At 71.5% G+C, this 17,428-nt stretch carries 13 protein-coding genes; 6 read left to right on the forward strand and 7 right to left on the reverse strand.

The features are described 5' to 3' along the window. Window positions 1-177: 177 nt before the first annotated feature. Both ACFYPA_RS14355 and ACFYPA_RS14360 read right to left on the reverse strand, forming a co-directional pair. Window positions 178-942, reverse strand: coding sequence for a GntR family transcriptional regulator (locus ACFYPA_RS14355; RefSeq protein ID WP_359080785.1), 765 nt, complete (start codon window positions 940-942; stop codon window positions 178-180). Between the two features lie 67 nt (window positions 943-1,009). Continuing rightward, the gene (locus tag ACFYPA_RS14360) at window positions 1,010-2,371 is read right to left on the reverse strand and encodes an aspartate aminotransferase family protein (RefSeq protein WP_359080787.1); all 1,362 of its coding nucleotides are present in this window, start codon (window positions 2,369-2,371) and stop codon (window positions 1,010-1,012) included. Between the two features lie 199 nt (window positions 2,372-2,570). Here ACFYPA_RS14360 and ACFYPA_RS14365 point away from each other — a divergent pair, with 199 nt between their 5' ends. Beyond that, window positions 2,571-4,745: a serine/threonine-protein kinase gene (locus ACFYPA_RS14365; RefSeq protein WP_389131902.1), complete on the forward strand. Its 2,175-nt coding sequence runs from the start codon at window positions 2,571-2,573 to the stop codon at window positions 4,743-4,745. 26 nt (window positions 4,746-4,771) lie between these two features. Here the strand turns inward: ACFYPA_RS14365 and dnaN are convergent, their stop codons facing one another. Beyond that, the gene (gene dnaN / locus ACFYPA_RS14370; protein WP_359080791.1) at window positions 4,772-5,896 is read right to left on the reverse strand and encodes a DNA polymerase III subunit beta; all 1,125 of its coding nucleotides are present in this window, start codon (window positions 5,894-5,896) and stop codon (window positions 4,772-4,774) included. Window positions 5,897-6,266: 370 nt separating this feature from the next. On the opposite strand from dnaN, the gene ACFYPA_RS14375 reads away from it, so the two are divergent. Then, window positions 6,267-7,727, forward strand: a complete 1,461-nt coding sequence (locus ACFYPA_RS14375; RefSeq protein ID WP_389132132.1) for a helix-turn-helix domain-containing protein — start codon at window positions 6,267-6,269, stop codon at window positions 7,725-7,727. A 67-nt stretch (window positions 7,728-7,794) separates the two neighbouring features. On the opposite strand, the gene ACFYPA_RS14380 is transcribed toward ACFYPA_RS14375, so the two are convergent. Beyond that, on the reverse strand, window positions 7,795-8,691 hold the full coding sequence (locus ACFYPA_RS14380; protein ID WP_359080793.1) for a glycoside hydrolase family 19 protein: 897 nt from the start codon (window positions 8,689-8,691) through the stop codon (window positions 7,795-7,797). 371 nt (window positions 8,692-9,062) lie between these two features. After that, entirely contained in the window at window positions 9,063-10,346 is a 1,284-nt protein-coding gene (locus ACFYPA_RS14385) for an adenylosuccinate synthase (RefSeq protein ID WP_359080795.1), read from the reverse strand. A gap of 186 nt (window positions 10,347-10,532) precedes the next feature. Here ACFYPA_RS14385 and ACFYPA_RS14390 point away from each other — a divergent pair, with 186 nt between their 5' ends. After that, on the forward strand, window positions 10,533-11,387 hold the full coding sequence (locus tag ACFYPA_RS14390) for a diacylglycerol kinase (protein WP_389131907.1): 855 nt from the start codon (window positions 10,533-10,535) through the stop codon (window positions 11,385-11,387). A gap of 43 nt (window positions 11,388-11,430) precedes the next feature. Here the strand turns inward: ACFYPA_RS14390 and ACFYPA_RS14395 are convergent, their stop codons facing one another. Continuing rightward, the gene (locus tag ACFYPA_RS14395) at window positions 11,431-11,988 is read right to left on the reverse strand and encodes a MarR family transcriptional regulator (protein WP_359080801.1); all 558 of its coding nucleotides are present in this window, start codon (window positions 11,986-11,988) and stop codon (window positions 11,431-11,433) included. A 99-nt stretch (window positions 11,989-12,087) separates the two neighbouring features. Between ACFYPA_RS14395 and ACFYPA_RS14400 the strand changes: the two genes are divergently transcribed. Both ACFYPA_RS14400 and ACFYPA_RS14405 read left to right on the forward strand, forming a co-directional pair. Next, window positions 12,088-13,026 carry an ATP-binding cassette domain-containing protein gene (locus ACFYPA_RS14400; RefSeq protein WP_389131911.1) on the forward strand — a complete coding sequence of 313 codons (939 nt, stop codon included), beginning with the start codon at window positions 12,088-12,090 and terminating at the stop codon, window positions 13,024-13,026. Continuing rightward, window positions 13,023-14,651 carry an ABC transporter permease gene (locus tag ACFYPA_RS14405; RefSeq protein ID WP_389131913.1) on the forward strand — a complete coding sequence of 543 codons (1,629 nt, stop codon included), beginning with the start codon at window positions 13,023-13,025 and terminating at the stop codon, window positions 14,649-14,651. The genes ACFYPA_RS14400 and ACFYPA_RS14405 overlap by 4 nt, the downstream gene beginning before the upstream one ends. Before the next feature lie 195 nt (window positions 14,652-14,846). Here the strand turns inward: ACFYPA_RS14405 and ACFYPA_RS14410 are convergent, their stop codons facing one another. Next, on the reverse strand, window positions 14,847-16,082 hold the full coding sequence (locus ACFYPA_RS14410; RefSeq protein ID WP_389131915.1) for a cytochrome P450: 1,236 nt from the start codon (window positions 16,080-16,082) through the stop codon (window positions 14,847-14,849). A 390-nt stretch (window positions 16,083-16,472) separates the two neighbouring features. On the opposite strand from ACFYPA_RS14410, the gene ACFYPA_RS14415 reads away from it, so the two are divergent. Continuing rightward, window positions 16,473-17,282, forward strand: a complete 810-nt coding sequence (locus ACFYPA_RS14415; RefSeq protein ID WP_389131918.1) for a hypothetical protein — start codon at window positions 16,473-16,475, stop codon at window positions 17,280-17,282. Window positions 17,283-17,428 lie beyond the last annotated feature (146 nt).

Raw genomic sequence — 17,428 nt, forward strand, 5'->3', positions numbered from 1 at the left:
ACCGACTCGACGCGTCCGCCCGGCCGACCCTGCCGGTTGTACCGGCCTGCCGGTTGCGCCGGGTAGGCAGGGCTGCCGGTCGTGTCGTCTTTCGCAGGGCTGCCGGTCGTGTCGTCTTTCGCCTTTCGCCGGGGCCGCCGGTCGTGTCGTTGTTCGCCGGCTGCCCGTCCCACCCGGTCAGGGCCTGGGGTGAGCCCGGGCCGTGGGTCCGTCCGGGTCGTCCGGTCGCGGCGGGTGTCCCGGGGGCGCCGACTCTTCGGCTGCCAGCCGGTCGGCCCAGCTCAGGGCGTGGTTGTTGTAGTCCTCGACAGCCCGGCGCAGGCCCTCGCGGTCGCGGTGCGAGATCGCGGCGACCAGCTCGGAGTGCCCGTTCCACAGCCATTCCCGTACGTCGGCGTCGCCGCGCAGGTACGGCACGGCGAACACCCAGGCCTGGACGCGCAGTCGGTGGAGGAAGTCGCTGATGTAACTGTTGCCGACGAGCGCGCCGAGCTCGCGCCAGAAGCGCAGGTCGTAACCGATGAGGATGTCCAGGTCACCGCCGCGCGCCGCACGGGAGGCCTCTTCGGCCCGGCGGCGTACGGAGACGAGCGCGTCCCGGTAGCCGGTCTGCTGCCCGGGCGCCGGGCCCGGTCCCCGGAAGACGTCCCGGGTGACCCCGTCCATGACCAGGGCGCGGGCCTCCACCATCGCGCGGTAGTCCGCCACGGTGAACTCGTGGACTCTGAAGCCGCGGTGCTGGTCGGATTCGAGCAGCCCCTGCGCGGAGAGATCGAAGAGCGCCTCACGGACAGGCGTCGCCGAGACGCCGTACTGCTCGGCGATCTGCTTGACGGTGAACTCCTGTCGCGGCTGCAAACGCCCGGCGAGCACCTCGTCACGCAGCGCGTCCGCGATCTGCTGCCGCAGCGTACTGCGGGTGACGGCTCCGCTCGCGCGCATGGCGCCCCTCCCCTGTTTCGGCCTCGGGTCACCTTAGACGAGGGCCGTGGGGGAGGGGCGCGCAGCGTTACGCGGTGTGCTCGTCGGCCACGGACAGCGCGGCGTCCAGAGCGGCCAGGCCCTCCTTGGCCTCGGCTTCGGTGACGTTGCAGGCAGGAACGGCGTGGGTACGGTTCATGTTGATGAAGGGCCACAGTCCGTTCTTCTTCGCCGCGGCACCGAAGGCGGCCATCGGCGCGTTGGCCTCGCCCGTCGCGTTGTACGGGACGAGCGGTTCGCGGGTCTCCTTGTTACGGACCAGCTCCAGCGCCCAGAACGCGCCGAGGCCGCGGACCTCGCCGACCGACGGGTGGTTCGCGGCGAGTTCACGCAGGCCGGGACCGAGGATGCTCTCGCCGATGCGGGCCGCGTTCTCGATGACCTTCTCGTCCTCCATCACGTGGATGGTGGCGACGGCGGCAGCGCAGGCCAGCGGGTGGCCGGAGTAGGTGAGGCCGCCCGGGTAGGGGCGGGTCTCGAAGGTCGCGGCGATCTCGGCGGAGATGGCGACGCCGCCGAGCGGGACGTACCCGGAGTTGACGCCCTTGGCGAAGGTCATCAGGTCGGGTGTGACGTCGAAGTGGTCGGCGGCGAACCACTTTCCGGTGCGCCCGAAACCGGCCATGACCTCGTCGAGGACGAAGACGATGCCGTACCGGTCGCAGATCTCGCGGACGCCGGCGAGATAGCCGGGCGGCGGCGTCATGATGCCGGCGGTGCCCGGGATGGTCTCCAGGATGATCGCGGCGATGGTCGAAGGACCCTCGTAGGCGAGGGTGTCCTCCAGGTGCTGGAGCGCGCGGGCGCACTCCTCCGCCTCGGTCTCGGCGTAGAACGGCGAGCGGTAGAGGTACGGGGCCCAGAACCGCACGACACCCGCCGAGCCGTTGTCGGACGCCCAGCGGCGCGGGTCGCCGGTCAGGTTGATCGCGGTGGAGGTGGCGCCGTGGTACGAGCGGTAGGCGGACAGCACCTTCGTGCGGCCGGTGTGCAGCCGGGCCATCCGAACGGCGTTCTCGACGGCCTCGGCACCGCCGTTGGTGAAGAAGATCTTGTCCAGGTCGCCGGGGGTCCGCTCGGCGATGAGACGTGCGGCCTCGGAGCGCGACTCGATCGCGAAGGCGGGCGCGAACGTCGTCATCTTCGCCGCCTGCTCCTGGATCGCGGCGACGACGGTGGGGTGCTGGTACCCGATGTTGGTGAAGACGAGGCCGCTGGTGAAGTCCAGGTAGCGGTTGCCGTCGTAGTCCCAGAAGTACGACCCCTCGGCGCCGGCGACGGCGAGCGGGTCGATCAGGCCCTGGGCGGACCAGGAGTGGAACACGTGCGCGCGGTCGGCGGCCTTGACGGCCGCACCGGCAGCGGAGTCGACAGGGGGATGAGGGGTCATGCGACGAGCGTAGGCGGCGACGTGCGGCGCCCGGTATGGCCACCTTGTATGGCGTGAGCCTCCTCGTTCGGCAGGGTGTCGGGTCGCTGCGGGGCGACGGACCCGGACCGCCCCGCCCACCGGGCCCCCGCCGGGGCGATCCGCGCCGCTATTCTCGGTCCCGTCCGGCGTGTCGCCGTACGGGGGAGGACTGCACACCATGGAGAAGCTCGGGCCCACCGATCCGCAACGCATCGGCGCCTACCGCCTGCTGGGCCGGCTCGGCGCGGGTGGCATGGGCCAGGTGTACCTGGCCCGCTCGGACCGCGGACGCGTGGTCGCGCTGAAACTGGTCCGCGGGGAACTCGCCGCACAGCAGGAGTTCCGCGACCGCTTCCGGCAGGAGGTACGGGCCGCCCGCCGGGTCGGCTCCACCTGGACCGCCCCCGTGCTGGACGCCGACACAGAGGCCGCCGTGCCGTGGGTCGCCACCGGCTACGTCGCCGGCCCCTCCCTCCAGGCCACCGTCTCGGGGCGCGCGAGCACCTCGGCCGGCCCGGCCCCGGGGGCGTTCGGACCGCTGCCCGACCGCTCCGTCCACATTCTGGGCACCGGCCTCGCCCACGCGCTGCGGGCCATTCACGCCGCCGGGCTCATCCACCGCGACCTCAAGCCCTCCAACATCCTGCTGACGATCGACGGCCCGCGCGTCATCGACTTCGGCATAGCCCGGGCGCTCGACACCCTCACGGACGGCGGTCTCACCCGGACCGGTGCTCTGGTCGGCTCGCCCGGATTCATGTCGCCCGAGCAGGTGCGCGGCGAACGCGTGACGACGGCGTGCGACGTGTTCTGTCTGGGGTCCGTGCTGGCGTACGCCTCGACCGGGCGCCTTCCGTTCGGCGCGGCGGCGAGCGGAGTGCACGCGCTGCTGTTCCGGATCGCGCAGGAGGAACCGGATCTGACCGGGGTGCCGGTCGATCTCGTGGAGCTGATCGGGGGCTGCCTGCGCAAGGACCCCGCGGACCGTCCGTCGACGGACGAGATCCTGGAGCGACTGGACGAGGGCGACACCGCCGAGCCCTGGCTGCCGGGCGCGCTCATCGCCCAACTCGGCCGTCACGCGGTGGGCTTGCTGAACTCCGAGGATCCGATGGAGAGGGCACCGCACGACACCGTCCCTCGGGATGGGGCCCCCGCCGACACCGTCCCGAGCGAGGCCACCCCGAACACCGCCACCCCGAACACCGCCGTCCCGCGCGACGCGCCCCCGGCCGACACCGCCCCCAGCGACGCCACCCCGGCCGACGCCGGGCCGACCGTGGTCCCGGCACCTGAACCGACACCTGCACCGACACCGGTTCCGGCTCCGACAGCGGCTCCGACAGCGGCTCCGACACCCGCCGAAGCCGCACCGCCTGCGCCGCACTTTTCCCCCGTGCCCCCCATGCCCCCCGTGTCCCCCGTGGCCCCCGCGCCACCGGAGCCCTCCGCCGCCGGCCCCGTCCACGCACTCCCCACCATGGTCGAACCCCCCACACCCGTTCCCACTCCCGCCCCCTCGCCGGCCACAGAGCCGCCACCGCCCCCAATGCCCTCCCCCATGTACGGCTATCCGCACCACCTGCCCGCGCAGCCGCACCCGGGCCAGGGGTACGGCATACCGCAGCAGCCGAACCCCAACCAGGGCTACGCGTACGGCTACCCGCAGCAGCCGGGCTTCGGCCCCACGCCCCCGTACGGCCCGCTCCACCCGGCCGGTGTCCAGCCGCCCGCGGCCGCCCCCGCACCCGCGCGCCGTAGCGCCGGCTCGACCATCGCCCTCGTCGCGATCGCGGTGCTCGTCGCCATCGGGGCCGGCGGGTCCGTCTACGCCCTCATGAACGACCGCGGCGCGGACACCACGGCCTCCCCCACCGACTCGACCGACCCCTCCCCCATGGACGGCTCCTCCGGCTCCCCCTCTTCGGACGGCCCCCAGGACTCTTCGCCCGGAACCGACGGACAGAACGGAGACGGCGGCGAGGACGGGGACGGACTCGTCCCGGAGGCCTATCTGGGCAACTGGTCCAGCAGCATCGACAACGCCACCGGCCACTCCACCCGTGCACTCGTCATCCAGCAGGGCAAGGTGGGCGACGCGGTCCTCACCCTCACCGCGGAGGGGCCGCTCGACACCGGCGGCACCTACCACTGCGTCTTCGAGGCGGACCTCGCGGCCGAGCCGTCCGAGGGCGCACCGGTCAGTCTCGGCCCGTCCACGGTGACAGTGGGAGAACCGGCGACGTCCTGCACCCCGGGCAGCTCCACCACCCTCACCCTGCTCCCGGACGGCACCCTGAGCCGCGTCAACACGGATTCCGGCGAGAAGCTCACGTACACGAAATCCGGCTGACCCGAACAGGGCCGCCCGCCCCCGCCCTACACCAGCGGCTTGACCGACATGAGCAGGTGCTGATGAGCCCCTTCCGCCGGTCCCGTCGCCTCCTCGTGCGTCGCGTGCCCGGTGACCATGGCGCGCTGCCCGGGGCCCATCAGGTGGAACCGGACCACCGGAGCATCGAACGAGGCCAACGCGTCCATCAGGTAGGAAGGGTTGAAGGCGACCGTCAACTCGTCCGTGCCCGTCAGATCGGCCGGCAGCCGCTGAGACGCCACATCGTCCTCGTACCCCGCCTGGAGAAGCACCGAGTCGGCGCGAAAGGCCAGTTGCAGCGGGCTGTCCCCGTCCGCCACCACCGAGACCCGCTTCACGGCCTCGACAAGGGGCTCGCGGTCGGTCACCGCCGCGACCGGGTCCGTCATGGCGAACAGCTTGTCGTGGCGCGGGAGCCGGCCGTCCAGGAGCCGGACCGTCGTGCGCATCCCGTCCCGCTCGAAACCGGCCGAACCCTGGTCCAACGCGACGCTGACCATGCCCGCCCGGCCGAAGGAGCGGGCGATCTCGGTGAGTCTGCGGGCCGAGACGACGACATCCGCCGAGACGTCCGCCGACGCGGGCTTCCACACGAGCCGGCGGACCGCGAAGCGGTACCGGTCCGTGGCCGCCAGCGTCATCCGGTCCCCGTCGAGCCCCAGCCGTATCCCGGTGAGCGTCGGCAGGGTGTCGTCCCGCCCCGCGGCCACCGACACATCGGCGACGGCTGCCGCGAACTCCTGGCCGTCCACCGCTCCGAGCACCCCCGGCAGGGGTGGCAGGGCGGGATAGTCGTCGAGCGGCAGGACCGACAGGCCGAAGCCCGCGCCGCTGCCCGTCACCGTGAACCGGGACCCCTCGACCGCGCACTCCACCGCGCCCTCGGGCAGCACCCGGCACACGTCCAGCAGCCGGCGGCCCATGACCAGCACCCTGCCGGGCCGTACCGTCTCGGCCGACACCTCGATGCGGGCGGACGCCTCGTAGTCGAGGCCGGAGATGCAGAGCCGGCCGTCCGCCGCCTCCAGCAGCAGACCGCCCAGCACCGGAACGGGCGACCTCGTCGGCAGCACCCGGGCCGCCCAGGCCACGGCGTCCGCGAGCTCGCCCCGTTCGATCCGGAACTCCATGGTGGTGACCTCTCCTCGCGCGTCGACCCTCTCTGGTCTCCGACGCTAACGGGCACCACTGACAACGCGGCGAAAGGGCGGTTGCGGCCGACGACAGCGGCCACCCCCGTGAGCCGATGCCGTCGTCCCCCGTGCCCTCCCCCGAAGGCCCGCAACCGCGTTCGGACTCTAGGTCGCGGGGTAGGCATGGGAAAGATTCAGTTCGCACTGTGGGGTCGGACAGAGGTATCAGTGCGCACAGCCGAACCGGTACGCTGCACTCCGGTTTCTGGCAGGAGCGGGGTCAGGAACAGGCAGGGGGAACGAGCAGGCAGGGGACGGGAGCGGCGGAGCAGTGCACGCGCGAAAGCGGGCCGACGACGTCATACGGATGCACGGTCTCGCCCGGACGGGCGGCTCGCAGGAGCTGCTGCGCTGGGTGTCGGGACGTGCCGACGGCTGGGCGGGGCTGCTCGGCGGTGACGGCACCATTCTGCACGGCGTCGCCCGGACCCCCGATCCCGCAGGTGTCGGGTCGGCCGCCCTCGCCTCCGCGTGCGCCAGGGAGTTGACCGCACTAGGGGCGCGCTCCTCCTCCTTCGACAAGGGCGCGCACACCGCACTGCTGTACTCCCTGGACGCTCCGCCGGACGTTCTCGCGCCGGTGCTCGCCGTGGTCGGCCGACGACCGTTGCCCGAAGGCCTGTCCACGCTCCTCGCCGACGCGGCCCTGCCGCTGGCCATGTGCTGGGCGGCCGAGACCGTCGAGCGCAAGCGCCGTCGCGTCGACCTGGCGGAGTCCCGCGGGAGGGAAGCGGTGCTGCACCTGCTGATGACCGGCCAGTTGTCGATCGCGCACCAGGTCGCCGGGGCGCTGAAGCCCAGCCTGCCGGACCCGGTCCGGGTATGCGTCGTCGAGTGCTCGGGCCGCGACCGGGACGAGGTGGCCCGCGTCTGCGGGGAGCTCTCCGGCGGGCGGTCATGGATCGTGCGGTGCCCCGTGTACGCACGCCATCTGATCCTCATCGTGCCCGCGAAACCCGGGCAGGCGGACGGCCGGCTAGGACCGCGGGTCGCCTCGGTGGTGGACGACTGCGTCGTCGGCATCAGCGAGGACGTGACGCTGGCCGACACGGCGACCGCGTACCGCCAGGCGTTCCACGCACTCGCCGTCGCCCGCGGGCTGCCGGAGCGGCACGCCCACTTCGGCTCGGCCCCCGAACTCTCCCTGGTGGCCGGTGCGGAGGGCGCCCGGTGGGCGGACACCGTGCTGGCCCCGCTGCTCACCCATCTGCCACGGCGCGGCCAGGACCCGGGAAGCCAGGAACTCGCGGCCACTCTCGCCTCCTGGCTCGCGTTCTCCTCGCACGCGACCGATCACCTGAAGATCCACCGCAACACACTGGCCGCGCGGCTGCGTTTGATCAGCGAGCTGCTGGACATGGATCTGAACAAGGTCGCCGACCAGTCCGCGCTCGACCTGGCCCTGTCCATCCGTGCCACGCCCGCTCTGCCCCGGCCGGCCGACGGCTCGACGGAGCCCGTGCACTCGCTGGACCGCATACTGCGCACGCCCGCGGTCCACTCCTGGGCGCTGCAGCAGCTTCGGCCGCTGGGCGACCCGGGGCCGGCCCTCGGCCCCGCGGACCCGTACACCACGCTGCGCACCTGGTTGGAGCACGAGGTGCAACTGGGCCCGACGGCCGGGGCGCTGGGCATCTCCGTCCCCGGGGCGCGCAAGCGGCTGACGCGGCTGGAGACCGTCCTCCAGCGCTCGCTCCTGCGGACCCCCAGCGCCCGCTACGACCTGTGGCTGGCGTTCCGGGCGATGGACCTCGCCCACGACGGATGAGCGGACAGGGCGGGGGGGTGCGCCGGGCCGTAGGGCCCGGCGCACCCCCCGCGGGCAGTCCGGCCGGTCAGCAGCCGAGGTTCGCTCCGGCCGTGGTGCCGAGGATCTGCACGAAGGCCTGGTACTTGTTGATCCGGCTCTGGACCTGGGCGGGGTTGCCGCCGTTGCACTCGATGGAGCCGTTGATGGAGCGGATCGTCTCGCCGAATCCGGCTCCGTTCACCATGGCGTTGTGGGCCGTCATGGTGCCGGGGCCATTCTGGGTGTTCCAGTACCAGAGGCCGGTCTTCCACGCCACGGACGCGTCCTGCTCGACCAGGTAGGGGTTGGCGAGCAGGTTGATGCCGAGCGCGTCGCCGGCCGCCTTGTAGTTGAAGTTCCAGCTGAGCTGGATCGGTCCGCGCCCGTAGTACGCGGCCTGGCCCGCGGGGCAGCCGTAGGACTGGCTGGTGTCGCAGTAGTGCGGGTAGTTGGCCGTGTTCTGCTCGACCACGTACACCAGGCCGCCCGTCTCATGGCTGACGTTGGCGAGGAAGGCCGCGGCTTCCTGCTTCTTCACCGTGTCGCTGCCGGTGTTGGCGAAGCCCGGGTAGGCGCTCAGGGCGGCGGTCAGGCCGCTGTACGTGTAGAAGGAGTTCCGGCCGGGGAACATCTGGTTGAACTGCGCCTCGCTGACGACGAAGCCGGTGGACGAGCCCGGACCGCCCGGGTCCGTACCGCCGCCGCTTCCGCAGCTGCCCTGGTCGGCCCAGACGTCGGAGCTGCCGGGCTTCTCGTTCTGCGTCCACCACTTGGCGGTCCAGTTGTGCCCGTTGTACGAGGCGGCGCCACCGCCCGTATAGACGGAGGAGGAGTTCCAGGCAGCCGCACACTCGGCCGCCGAGGCGGTGGTGGCGGGAAGGATGACGACGGTTGCGACGACCGCGACCAGCGCGGCGAGCAGGCCCGTGATGCGTTTGATCATGCGAGCACTCCTTCGGCGCGGCGCACCGGACTCATCGGTGCGCCGCCATGGGGGGTGCCGTCACTCAAGCGGCATTGGCCTGGACCTGTCAAGGTCTAGACCAAAGTCCGGATAACTCAACCCTTCTGACCCCGCCGAGAACGCGGAGCACGGACCGCCCGACCGTTCGATGCCGATCCTCGGGCATCAACAGATCAGCCGGGAACTCGAGTTGGCGCTGACGATGCCAGTGGCCTGCGGCACCCGCGAGTTCTTCCAGCGCCGCGTCCTAGGCGCCGGACGGGCCGCGGATGCACGGCGAGGACGGAGTCCGCACATGCCGGAGGGCCGGGGCGACGATGCCGCCCCGGCCCTCCCTCGATCCCGTGTGCCTACAGGAACGAGTTGATCTCGATGGTCTCGGTGCGGCCCGGGCCGACACCGATCGCGGAGATCGGGGCGCCGGACATCTCCTCCAGCGCCTTCACGTACGCCTGGGCGTTCTTCGGCAGGTCACCGAAGGTCTTCGCCTTCGTGATGTCCTCGGACCAGCCCGGCAGCAGCTCGTAGATGGGCTTCGCGTGGTGGAAGTCCGTCTGGTTGTACGGGAGCTCCTCGACGCGCTTGCCGTCGATCTCGTACGCCACGCACACCGGGATCTGCTCCCAGCCGGTCAGCACGTCCAGCTTGGTGAGGAAGAAGTCGGTCAGGCCGTTGACCCGGGTCGCATACCGCGCGATCGGGGCGTCGAACCAGCCGCAGCGGCGGTCACGGCCGGTGGTGACTCCGCGCTCGCCACCGATCCTGCGCAGCGCCTCGCCGTCCTCGTCGAGCAGCTCCGTGGGGAACGGACCGGCGCCGACGCGGGTGGTGTAGGCCTTGAGGATGCCGATGACCCGGCTGATCTTCGTCGGGCCCACGCCGGAACCGGTGCAGGCGCCGCCCGCGGTCGGGTTCGACGAGGTGACGAAGGGGTACGTGCCGTGGTCGACGTCGAGCAGTGTGCCCTGACCGCCCTCGAAGAGGACGACCTTGCCCTCGTCGATGGCGTTGTTCAGGATCAGCGTCGTGTCGGCGACGTAGGGCTTGATCTGCTCCGCGTACTGGAGCATGTCCTCGACGACCTTGCCGGCCTCGATGGCACGCCGGTTGAAGACCTTGGCCAGAAGCTGGTTCTTCTGCTCCAAGGCCGCCTCGACCTTCTGCTCCAGGATCGACTCGTCGTAGAGGTCCTGGACACGGATGCCGACCCGGTTGATCTTGTCCGCGTACGTCGGGCCGATGCCGCGCCCGGTCGTACCGATCTTGCGCTTGCCGAGGAACCGTTCCGTCACCTTGTCGACGGTGACGTTGTACGGGGTGATCAAATGAGCGTTGCCGCTGATCAGCAGCTTGGACGTGTCCACGCCGCGGTCGTTCAGCCCACTCAGCTCGGAGAGCAGGACCGCAGGGTCGACGACGACACCGTTACCGATGACCGGGGTACACCCCGGTGAAAGGATTCCGGAGGGGAGGAGATGAAGTGCGTACTTCTGGTCACCGACGACCACCGTGTGGCCGGCATTGTTGCCGCCCTGGTAGCGCACCACATAGTCCACGGATCCACCGAGGAGGTCGGTGGCCTTTCCCTTGCCCTCGTCACCCCACTGAGCACCGAGCAGCACAAGTGCGGGCACAGGCGTACACCCCTTCCGGGCGGGGCATGTCCAAGGTCAGGGGGCGTACGTAAACGCCGTACATGCCGTACGACTTTGTACGACAAGGCCTGAACCGTCGAACCGGGTGCCCCGGAATAGACGAAGCCCCTGGCGCAATAGCGCAAGGGGCTCTTGCACCAAGATGCTACCCGAGGAAGGACCCAGGTGTCGGCTGCCCAGCCCCCCGGTAACGGTGCGCCCCATCTGCTGGTGGTGATCGATCCGGTCGCCCGCCGGACGGACGGCGAGTCCGTCCGGATCGCAAAAGACGTGCTGAGCGCCGGTGCGCACGCGAAGATCTGCCTTCCGGACGGGCCCGCGGAGTTCGCCCGGGCCCTGTCCCGCAGGGGCGCCAGGAGGCCAGTGGTGATAGGCGACGACCGGGCGCTGCGGCGTGCGGTCGCCCTGCTCCACCGGGAGCGAGAACCAGCCATGAACGCCCTCTCCCTCATCCCGGTCGGGGCCGCGGCGGCGCTGGAACTCACGCACTCGCTCGGCGTGCCGAGGGGCGCGGTGGCGGCGGCACGCACGGCGCTCGACGGTGCGGTGCGCCGACTGGACCTGCTGGTCGACGACAGCGACGGCGTCGTCCTCGGCGCGCTGCGGATCCCGCCCCTGACCGGCGCACCGGGCACGCAGCCGGACCGCGCGGGCGTCAACGCGGTCTGGGACACCTGCCGCTCCCTGGTCCGCACCCTGGTACGCCCCGCACCGGCTCCGCTCGTACCGTCCGGCACGCACCGGCTGCGCGTCGAGGCGGACGGTGTCGTGCTGAACGATCTGGATCGCCCCGTCGAATCGGTGACGGTGACCTCGGGATGCGGCGGCGGCACCGCCGAGGTGACGATCCAGGCGCCGGGCGACGCTCCGGTGACCACGGAGGCCAAGGCCGTCACCGTCTCGGGCGCGGACTTCCGCTACCGGGCGGACATACAGGTGGGCGGCCCGGTGCGGACCCGGACGTGGACGGTGCGGGCGGGGGCATGGGGGCTGATGCTCCCAGTGGCGGCGGAGGGGTAGCGGTCCGCGTCGGGGGTGGCTGCCGCGCCCCACCCGGCGCCGATCAGGCCTCCCCCGGGCCCTCGGCCGCCGGTAGGTCCAGGGTCTTCCGGTGGGCCTCCCAGCGGTCCATCATGGCGCCCAGCTCCGACTGCATGAACTCGAAGAACGCCGCCGTCTCGGCGATCCGGGCGCCCGCCGGCGTGTGCTCGCCGAGCGTCCGCGCACCGTCCCTCAGGGTCTGTTCCCAGCGGGTGAGCACCCGGTCTCGGCCGGCGAACGTGGTGTACCAGACCTCGTTGTGCAAGCGATAGCGGTCGCGGCGCGAGCCGGGTTCGCGTTCGCGGCCGACCATGCTGACCTGCGTGAGGTAGTTGATCGCACCGGACACGGCTGCCGGGCTGATCTGCAGGGCAAGGGCCAGCTCGGCCGAGGTCATGGACGCGTCGTCGTCGGCGAGCAGCGCGGCGAACACGCGGGACGCCATGCGCTGCATCCCCGCCTCGGTCATCTCGAACGCGAACCGCTCGACGAACCGTGAGACCGCCTCTGCGTCCCGCCCCTCACGCCCCCGGGCAGCACCTCGCGGTTCGCGTGCGCCCTCTGCGGTGTCGCTGCTCATCGGTCCCTCGCCCTTCCTTCACCCGGCCCCGGTCACTCATCCGAGTTTATACGCTTCTTTAACTTCACAAATTTGTGAAAGTACCGTACGTTCAAAATCATGACGAAGGCAATCACCGTGGCTGGGCTGCACAAGTCGTTCGGCCGGACGCACGCGCTGGAAGGGCTCGACCTGACCGTCGAGTCCGGTGAAGTCCACGGCTTCCTCGGACCGAACGGGTCGGGGAAGTCCACCACCATCCGGGTCCTCCTGGGCCTGCTGCGGGCCGATTCCGGCGCCGCCCAGTTGCTCGGCCGCGACCCCTGGCGCGACGCGGTGGAGCTGCACCGGCATGTGGCATACGTCCCCGGGGACGTCACGTTGTGGCGCAACCTCTCCGGCGGCGAGGTGATCGATCTGTACGGGCGGCTGCGCGGCGGCCTCGACGACGCCCGGCGCGCCGACCTCGTCGAACGGTTCGCGCTCGACCCGACCAAGAAGGGACGGACGTACTCGAAGGGCAACCGGCAGAAGGTGGCCCTGATCGCCGCCTTCGCCTCCGATGCGGACCTATTGATCCTGGACGAACCGACCAGCGGGCTGGACCCGCTGATGGAGGAGGTCTTCCGGAGCTGCGTCACCGAGGCACGCGACCGCGGGCGGACGGTGCTGCTCTCCAGCCACATCCTCAGCGAGGTCGAGTCCCTCTGCGACCGGGTCAGCATCATCCGGCAGGGCCGGACGGTGGAGACCGGCTCCCTGGCCGGCATGCGTCATCTGTCGCGCACGAACCTCACCGCCGAACTGGTCGACATCCCCAGCGGCCTGGCGCGGCTTCCCGGGGTGCACGACCTCGACGTCCACGGACGGCGGGTCTCGCTCCAGGTCGACACGGACAAGCTGGACGCGGTCCTCAAGTCACTTTCCGCCTCCGGGGTCCGGTCCCTGACCAGTGCCCCGCCCACCCTGGAGGAGCTCTTCCTGCGGCACTACACGACGAACGCGGAGCAGGGCACCGGACGGAGCGCGAAGCAGGGCACGGGGGTGGCGGCGCGATGACTGCCTTGACCATGCCCGCCGGGGCCGGGGCGGGGCGCCGGGCCCGGACCGGGCAGCTCGCGGGGACCTGGTCCCTGCTGAGGCTCGCCCTGCGGCGCGACCGCGTCGTCATGCCGGTCTGGGTGATCGCGCTCGGCGGGTCGTTCTCCTCCGTCGGGCAGTCCATCGCCTCGCTCTACGACACGGCGGCTCAGCGCGCCGAACTCGCCGCTTCGATGAACGGCAACAACTCGGTGCGCGCGATGTACGGACCCGTTTTCGGAGACTCCGTCGGCGGGCTCGTCAGCTGGCGCATGATCGCGTTCGGTGCCGCGCTGGCCGCGGTGATGAGCCTGGTCGTCGTCGTGCGGCATACCCGGGAGGAAGAGGAGACCGGCCGTCAGGAGATGCTGTTCTCCGCCATGGTGGGGCGCAGGGCGCCGCTCACCGCCGCGCTGCTCGCCGCCCTGATCGCGAACGCCGCGCTGGGCCTGGTAATCGTTGCGGGGATGGCCGGGTCGGGGGCGGGCGGAGCCGGGGCGGTGGCGCTCGCATCGGCCGTCGCCGGTGTCGGTGCGCTGTTCGCCTGCACCGCCGCGATCGCCGCTCAGTTCACGGAGAGCGCGCGGCTCGCCAAGGGGCTGACGGCGGCGGTGATCGGCGCCGCGTTCGTCCTGAAGGCGGCGGGCGACTCCGCGACGGACGACGGCTCGTCGGTCCTCACCTGGCTCTCCCCGCTCGGCTGGGCGGAGAACACCCGGCCGTACGCGGACGAACGGTGGTGGGTGCTCCTTCTGATAGCCGGTGGCGCGGCCGTGCAGTGCGCCGTGGCATACGCGTTGACCGGGCGCCGTGATGTCGGCATGAGCTTCCTGGCGACCCGGCCCGGGCCTGTTAGGGGCCGGATCTCCACCGCCTTCGGCCTGGCGGTGCGCCTCCAGCGCGGCGCGCTCCTCGGGTGGACGGTGTCGTTCGCCGCGGTCGGTGTCGTCTTCGGCGGGCTGACCGGCGGCGCTGCGGACCTCGTAGGGGACAACGAGAAGACCAGGGAGATCTTCGAGCGGATGGGCGGGCAGTCCGGCCTGACCGATGCGTTCCTCGCCTCCATGGTGTCCGTCCTCGGCACGGTGGCGGCGCTGTTCATCGTCTCCTCGGTACTGCGGCTGCACGGTGAGGAGACCGCCGGCCGCGCGGAACCTGTGCTCGCGGGCGGGGTCGGCCGGACGGGCTGGGCGACCGGCCATCTGCTCATCGCCTTCGGCGGCGCGGCACAGATCATGACGGTCGGCGGCCTCGGCCTGGCGGTGGGCTACGGACACGAACTCCCGGCCGTACTCGCTGCCTCGCTGGTGCAACTGCCCGCCGTCTGGCTGCTGGGCGGGGTGACGGTCCTGCTGTACGGGGCGCTGCCCAGGGCCGCTGCGGCGGGCTGGGCGCTGGTGGGGCTGTGCCTGGCGCTGGGCTGGATAGGACCCGCCCTGGATCTGCCACAGCCGGTGATGGACGTGTCGCCGTTCACGCACCTGCCCAGGCTGCCGGGGGCGGCGGCCATGGAGTGGGGGCCGGTGGTGCTCCTCACCGCGGTCGCGGTGGTGCTGGTGGCGGGTGGGCTGGCGGCGCTTCGGAGACGCGACATGCTGACCTGAGACGGCCTGGACCTGGGACGGCCTGGACCTGGGACGACGCGCGGGTGGGCCGGACGGCCCCGCACCCTGCCCACGTCCTACGCCCCTCGCACTGCGGCCCCTCGCACCGCGGCACCACACGCTTCCGCCCCACGTACAGACCTCGTCGGCCTCAAGCCCCCGGCCCCACGAGCCCCGGCCCCCGCTCGCGTGTCGTCAGAGCTCGACCCGGAGTTCCTTCACTCCCCGGATCACGTAGCCCGGGTTCCACTCCGGTTCCGCGACCAGCCGCATACCGGGCGCCCGGCGCAGCAACTCACCGAAGGAGGAGTTCAGTTCCACCCGTGCCAGGGGCGCCCCGAGACAGAAGTGGATGCCCGCACCGAAGGTGATGTGCGGGTTCTCCCGCCGGGCGAGGTCCAGCGAGTCCGGGTCTGTGAAGCGGGCCGGGTCGCGATTGGCCGAGCCGAAGAGGAGGGCCACCTCCGAGCCGCGCGGAATGACCGTGCCGTCGATCTCGATGTCGTCGAGCACCCAGCGTTCGAACATCTGCAAGGGGGTGTCGTACCGCATCAGTTCCTCCACCGCGGTGGGCAGCAGCCCGTGGTCCGCCCGCAGCGCGGCCAGTTGTTCCGGGTGGCGCAGCAGCGTCCACCAGCCGTTCGCCGTGGTGTTGACGGTCGCCTCGTGTCCCGCGTTCAGCAGCAGCACACAGGTGGAGACCATCTCCTGCTCGGTCAGCCGCTCGCCCTCGTCATGGGCGGCGATGAGCGCGGAGATCAGATCCGTACCGGGATTCCCGCGCCGCTGCGCGATCAGCTCGCGCAGATACGCGGAGAAGTCGAGCGACGCGCGGACGGCGGCGCGGGCGGTCTCCTCGGACGGGTTGAGCTCGAACATCCCGCAGATCGCCGCCGACCAGGGCCGCAACGGCGCACGGTCCGACTCCGGGATGCCGAGCATCGCGGCGATCACGGCGACCGGCAGCGGCTCCGCGACCGCCGTCAGAAGGTCGCCCCCGCCCTGCGCGACGAAGTCGTCGACGAGTCCGGTGGCCAGCCGCTGGACGGTCGGGACGAGTTGTTCGACGGTGCGTGGGGTGAACGCCTTGGAGACGAGTCGCCGGATCCGGGTGTGGTCCGGCGGTTCCAGGTCCAGCAGCCCCTGCCCGTTGAGCGTCTCGAACGGCTCGTGCGCGACGGGCGGTGGCGTCCGCCCGAACTCCTCGTGCGTGAACCGGTGCAGGTACGTCCGGCCCAGCCGCCGGTCGCGCAGCAGCGCCGCCACGTCGGCGTAGTGCGGGACGAGCCACTGGTCGGTCGGCTCGAAGTAGTGCGCCCGGCCGGTGGCGCGCAACTCGGCGTAGGCGGGGTACGGGTCCGCGACGAACCCCTCCGACCACGGATCGAACGGGGCGGCGGAGCCGGAGGCGGAGCGCATGGGCTGATCCATGGACCGACGCTAACCGGCCATCCGCGCCCGGGCCAGCCCTGCCACGGCCCCCGCACTGGCCCTGTCCGCCAGTCCACCCGTCCACCCGTCCGGCCGTCCTTGCCAGGCAGTGCGGGCTGAAGGACGCCGAGGCCCTCGGCGAGAGAGATGTCGGAGCGTCATACGACGAGCGGATGGCCACCCTCGGCCGGTCCGCCGGAGTGGACGACCTCCTAGGGGTCACGGGCGTCACGGGCGTCACGGGCGGGCCTCGGGTGGCCCATTATCGATCATGCGTACGATTGCCGTAGGTATGGTGCGGGCAAAGTCGACCGGAGCCGAGCATCGGTATCAATGCGACCGGACGGACTCCGACGCGACCCCACCATGACCCGACGAAAGAGTGCAGACGTGAGTTCGACCGCTGTCCGCCGTACCGCCCTCGCGGCCTCGGCCACCGCCCTGGCCCTGCTCGTCACCGCCTGTGGCGGGTCGTCCGACGACGACGGTGCGGCCGGTGACGACAAGGTCAAGGCGGACCGGTCCGCCCCCGCCGCGGACAAGTCCGCCGAGTCCGCCCCGGCGGGCAGGGCGCTGACCGCCGCCGAGTTGGAGAAGGTCGCTCTCACCCCGTCCGACGTCAAGAACGGCGAGGTCACCACCAAGGTCCCGGCGAAGGACGACATCGCGAAGGACCAGGTCTCGACGGACGACAAGGCCTGCCTGCCGCTCGCCCTCGGCCAGTCCGCGGTGGCCCAGGGCGAACCGGCGGCGAGCGTGAAGCGTTCCTGGCATGGCCAGACGGAGGCGCCCTCCCGGAGCAAGGGCCCGGACGGCCGGGACATGACCACCATCAGCGTCGACAAGATCATGCTGAACCTCGCCTCCTACGCGGACGGCGGCGCCGAGCAGGCGCTGCAAGAGCTGCGCACGGCCGCCGAGAAGTGCGCCGGGGGCTTCGTCGCAACCTCGGGCGACGACAAGCTGAAGATCGCCGAAGTCACCACCGCCAGTGCCCCCAAGGGCGGGGACGAGGCGGTCGCCATCAACATCGGCGTGGACATCGGCAAGGACACCAACGGGCTCATGAAGCTCGTCGTGGTCCGCAAGGGCGCCACGCTCGCCTCCTTCAGCGCGGTCAACCTCTCCTCCATGATGACCGGCGCCGAATTCCAGGTCGCGGCGGACGTCGTCGACGCGCAGGTCGCCAAGCTCGGCTGACCACGGGGCGCACGAGGACCGGGACGCACCAGGACCGGGACACACGAGGACCGGGACGCACGAGGACCGGGGCGACCGCACAGGCGGACCCGCTCCGTCCCCCGTAACACCTGATCCGTCCCCCATGACGCGCGCGCTCCCGGGCC

Origin of the sequence: Streptomyces sp. NPDC005775 (genome assembly GCF_042871565.1) — a bacterium.
GTDB lineage: Bacteria > Actinomycetota > Actinomycetes > Streptomycetales > Streptomycetaceae > Streptomyces.

Excerpts from the sequence above, each read along its gene's own strand:
- ACFYPA_RS14380 (WP_359080793.1), bottom strand. The coding sequence starts at position 8,691 with ATGATCAAACGCATCACGGGCCTGCTCGCCGCGCTGGTCGCGGTCGTC.
- ACFYPA_RS14375 (WP_389132132.1), top strand. The coding sequence starts at position 6,267 with ATGCACGGTCTCGCCCGGACGGGCGGCTCGCAGGAGCTGCTGCGCTGG.
- ACFYPA_RS14400 (WP_389131911.1), top strand. The coding sequence starts at position 12,088 with ATGACGAAGGCAATCACCGTGGCTGGGCTGCACAAGTCGTTCGGCCGG.
- ACFYPA_RS14365 (WP_389131902.1), top strand. The coding sequence starts at position 2,571 with ATGGAGAAGCTCGGGCCCACCGATCCGCAACGCATCGGCGCCTACCGC.
- ACFYPA_RS14360 (WP_359080787.1), bottom strand. The coding sequence starts at position 2,371 with ATGACCCCTCATCCCCCTGTCGACTCCGCTGCCGGTGCGGCCGTCAAG.
- dnaN (WP_359080791.1), bottom strand. The coding sequence starts at position 5,896 with ATGGAGTTCCGGATCGAACGGGGCGAGCTCGCGGACGCCGTGGCCTGG.
- ACFYPA_RS14410 (WP_389131915.1), bottom strand. The coding sequence starts at position 16,082 with ATGGATCAGCCCATGCGCTCCGCCTCCGGCTCCGCCGCCCCGTTCGAT.
- ACFYPA_RS14355 (WP_359080785.1), bottom strand. The coding sequence starts at position 942 with ATGCGCGCGAGCGGAGCCGTCACCCGCAGTACGCTGCGGCAGCAGATC.
- ACFYPA_RS14395 (WP_359080801.1), bottom strand. The coding sequence starts at position 11,988 with ATGAGCAGCGACACCGCAGAGGGCGCACGCGAACCGCGAGGTGCTGCC.
- ACFYPA_RS14405 (WP_389131913.1), top strand. The coding sequence starts at position 13,023 with ATGACTGCCTTGACCATGCCCGCCGGGGCCGGGGCGGGGCGCCGGGCC.